Source organism: Pseudomonas sp. P5_A12 (genome assembly GCF_056400685.1).
In genome coordinates this window covers 1-3490 of the sequence record NZ_JBFUKU010000420.1, presented here as the reverse complement: position 1 = coordinate 3490, position 3490 = coordinate 1, and the positions used below count along the sequence as shown (strand labels likewise).

General features: G+C 56.7%; 2 protein-coding genes. Both read right to left on the bottom strand.

What is annotated here, in order from left to right; genetic code table 11:
- Positions 1-228: hypothetical protein (locus tag AC1DSG_RS29145; protein WP_477793966.1), on the bottom strand; the 228-nt coding region annotated here is incomplete at its 3' end.
- 64 nt (positions 229-292) lie between these two features.
- On the bottom strand, positions 293-3490 hold a 3198-nt coding region (rpoB, locus tag AC1DSG_RS29140; RefSeq protein WP_477793965.1), incomplete at its 5' end, for a DNA-directed RNA polymerase subunit beta.

Here is a 3490-nt window from a genome sequence, read left to right as displayed (position 1 = left end):
CTTGTACTTACCGCACAGGCACTCGTAATCCTTTACCGGGCCAAAGATCTTGGCGCAGAACAGGCCGTCACGCTCAGGTTTGAACGTACGGTAGTTGATGGTTTCCGGCTTTTTAACTTCACCGAACGACCACGAACGGATCATCTCAGGCGATGCCAATCCAATACGGATGGCGTCGAACTCTTCGACTTGACCCTGGTTTTTCAGCAAATTCAGTAGGTCTTTCAAGGCCTTTCCTCCTGGCGGAGCAGAGAGCGGGCAATCCTGCCCCGCTCTCGATTCGCGTCACGTGTTATTCGGTTTCCAGATCGATATCGATGCCGAGGGAACGAATTTCCTTGATCAACACGTTGAAAGACTCGGGCATGCCCGGCTCCATACGGTGATCGCCATCCACGATGTTTTTGTACATCTTGGTACGGCCGTTCACATCGTCCGACTTCACTGTGAGCATTTCTTGCAGAGTGTAAGCGGCACCGTATGCTTCCAGTGCCCAGACCTCCATCTCCCCGAAACGCTGACCACCGAACTGTGCCTTACCACCCAGCGGCTGCTGGGTAACCAGGCTGTACGAACCGGTAGAACGAGCGTGCATCTTGTCGTCTACCAAGTGGTTCAGCTTCAGCATGTACATGTAGCCAACAGTAACCGGGCGCTCGAACTTGTTGCCGGTACGGCCGTCAGTCAGCTGCATCTGGCCGCTTTCTGGCAGGTCTGCCAGTTTCAGCATGGCCTTGATTTCGCTTTCCTTGGCGCCGTCGAACACTGGGGTGGCCATAGGAACGCCGCCACGCAGGTTCTTCGCCAGATCCAGGATTTCCTGGTCGGAGAAGCTATCCAGATCTTCGTTACGACCGCCGATCTGGTTGTAGATCTCGTCCAGGAAGGTACGAAGTTCAGCCACTTTGCGCTGCTCTTCGATCATCCGGTTGATCTTCTCGCCCAGACCTTTGGCCGCGAGGCCCAGGTGGGTTTCAAGGATCTGACCAACGTTCATACGCGAAGGTACGCCCAACGGGTTGAGGACGACGTCGACCGGGGTGCCATTGGCATCGTGCGGCATGTCTTCAACCGGCATGATCACGGAGACCACACCTTTGTTACCGTGACGACCGGCCATCTTGTCGCCCGGCTGGATGCGACGACGGATTGCCAGGTAAACCTTGACGATTTTCAGCACGCCTGGAGCCAGGTCATCGCCCTGCTGCAGTTTGCGCTTCTTGTCTTCGAACTTGTCGTCCAGCAGACGGCGGCGATCAACGATGTAGGCCTGAGCCTTCTCGAGCTGCTCGTTCAGAGCATCTTCAGCCATGCGCAGTTTGAACCACTGACCATGCTCAAGACCGTCGAGAACTTCGTCGGTGATGTCCTGACCTTTCTTCAGACCGGCGCCACCTTCGGCTTTGTGGCCGACCAGTGCGGAACGCAGACGTTCGAAAGTTGCGCCTTCGACGATACGGAACTCTTCGTTCAGATCCTTGCGGATCTCGTCGAGCTGAGTCTTCTCGATCGACAGTGCACGAGCATCACGCTCAACGCCGTCACGGGTGAAGACCTGTACGTCGATGACAGTACCTTTGGTGCCGGTAGGCACGCGCAGGGAGGTGTCTTTAACGTCGCTGGCTTTTTCACCGAAGATGGCACGCAACAGCTTCTCTTCCGGAGTCAGCTGGGTCTCGCCTTTCGGAGTGACCTTACCAACCAGAATGTCGCCTGCACCAACTTCAGCACCTACGTAAACGATACCGGCTTCGTCCAGCTTGTTCAGTGCAGCTTCACCCACGTTCGGGATGTCTGCAGTGATTTCCTCTGGCCCAAGCTTGGTGTCACGCGCCACACAGGTCAGTTCCTGAATGTGGATCGTGGTGAAGCGATCTTCCTGAACCACACGCTCGGACAGGCAGATGGAGTCTTCGAAGTTGAAGCCGTTCCATGCCATGAACGCGATGCGCATGTTCTGACCCAGAGCCAGTTCACCCATATCGGTGGACGGACCGTCAGCCATGATGTCGCTGCGCTGAACCCGATCACCTTTACGCACCAGCGGACGCTGGTTGATGCAGGTGTTCTGGTTGGAGCGGGTGTACTTGGTGAGGTTGTAGATGTCGACACCAGCTTCGCCGGTTTCAACTTCATCATCAGCAACACGAACCACGATACGGCTGGCGTCGACGGAATCGATAACGCCACCACGACGAGCAACGACGCAAACGCCGGAGTCACGGGCTACGTTACGCTCCATGCCGGTACCGACCAGCGGCTTGTCAGCGCGCAGGGTTGGTACTGCTTGACGCTGCATGTTCGAACCCATCAACGCACGGTTGGCGTCGTCGTGCTCGAGGAACGGGATCAGCGACGCTGCAACCGAAACTACCTGCTTCGGCGATACGTCCATCAAGGTGACGTCTTCCGGCGCCTTGACGGTGAACTCGTTCAAGTGACGAACAGCTACAAGCTCGTCGATCAGGACTTTCTTGTCGTTCATCGTGGCCGAAGCCTGAGCGATCACGTGATCAGCTTCTTCGATGGCGGACAGGAACACGATCTCGTCGGTGACCAGAGCATCTTTCACCACACGGTACGGGCTCTCGAGGAAACCATACTGGTTGGTGCGCGCATAAGCGGCCAGGGAGTTGATCAGACCGATGTTCGGACCTTCCGGCGTTTCAATCGGGCATACACGACCGTAGTGAGTCGGGTGTACGTCTCGAACTTCAAAGCCAGCACGCTCACGAGTCAAACCGCCAGGGCCGAGTGCAGATACACGACGCTTGTGGGTGATCTCGGACAGCGGGTTGTTCTGGTCCATGAACTGGGACAGCTGGCTGGAACCGAAGAACTCTTTCACCGCCGCAGCCACTGGCTTGGCGTTGATCAGGTCTTGCGGCATCAGGCCTTCGCTTTCAGCCATCGACAGACGCTCTTTGACCGCACGCTCAACACGTACCAGGCCAACGCGGAACTGGTTCTCGGCCATTTCGCCTACGCAGCGAACACGACGGTTACCCAGGTGGTCGATGTCATCGACGATGCCTTTACCGTTACGGATGTCGACCAGAGTCTTCAGTACCGCGACGATGTCTTCTTTGCACAACACGCCCGAACCTTCGATCTCGGTACGACCGATACGACGGTTGAACTTCATCCGGCCGACCGCAGACAGGTCATAGCGCTCAGGGCTGAAGAACAGGTTGTTGAACAGAGTCTCGGCAGCGTCTTTGGTTGGCGGCTCGCCTGGACGCATCATGCGATAGATCTCGACCAGCGCTTCCAATTGGTTGCTGGTGGAGTCGATCTTCAGTGTGTCGGAGACGAACGGACCGCAGTCGATATCGTTGGTGTACAGAGTTTCGATGCGAACAACCTGAGCCTTGGCGATTTTGGCCAGGATCTCGGTGTTCAGCTCGGTGTTGCACTCTGCCAGGATTTCGCCGGTTGCCGGATGCACGATGACCTTGGCGGTAGTGCGACCCAGGACGTAGTCCAGAGG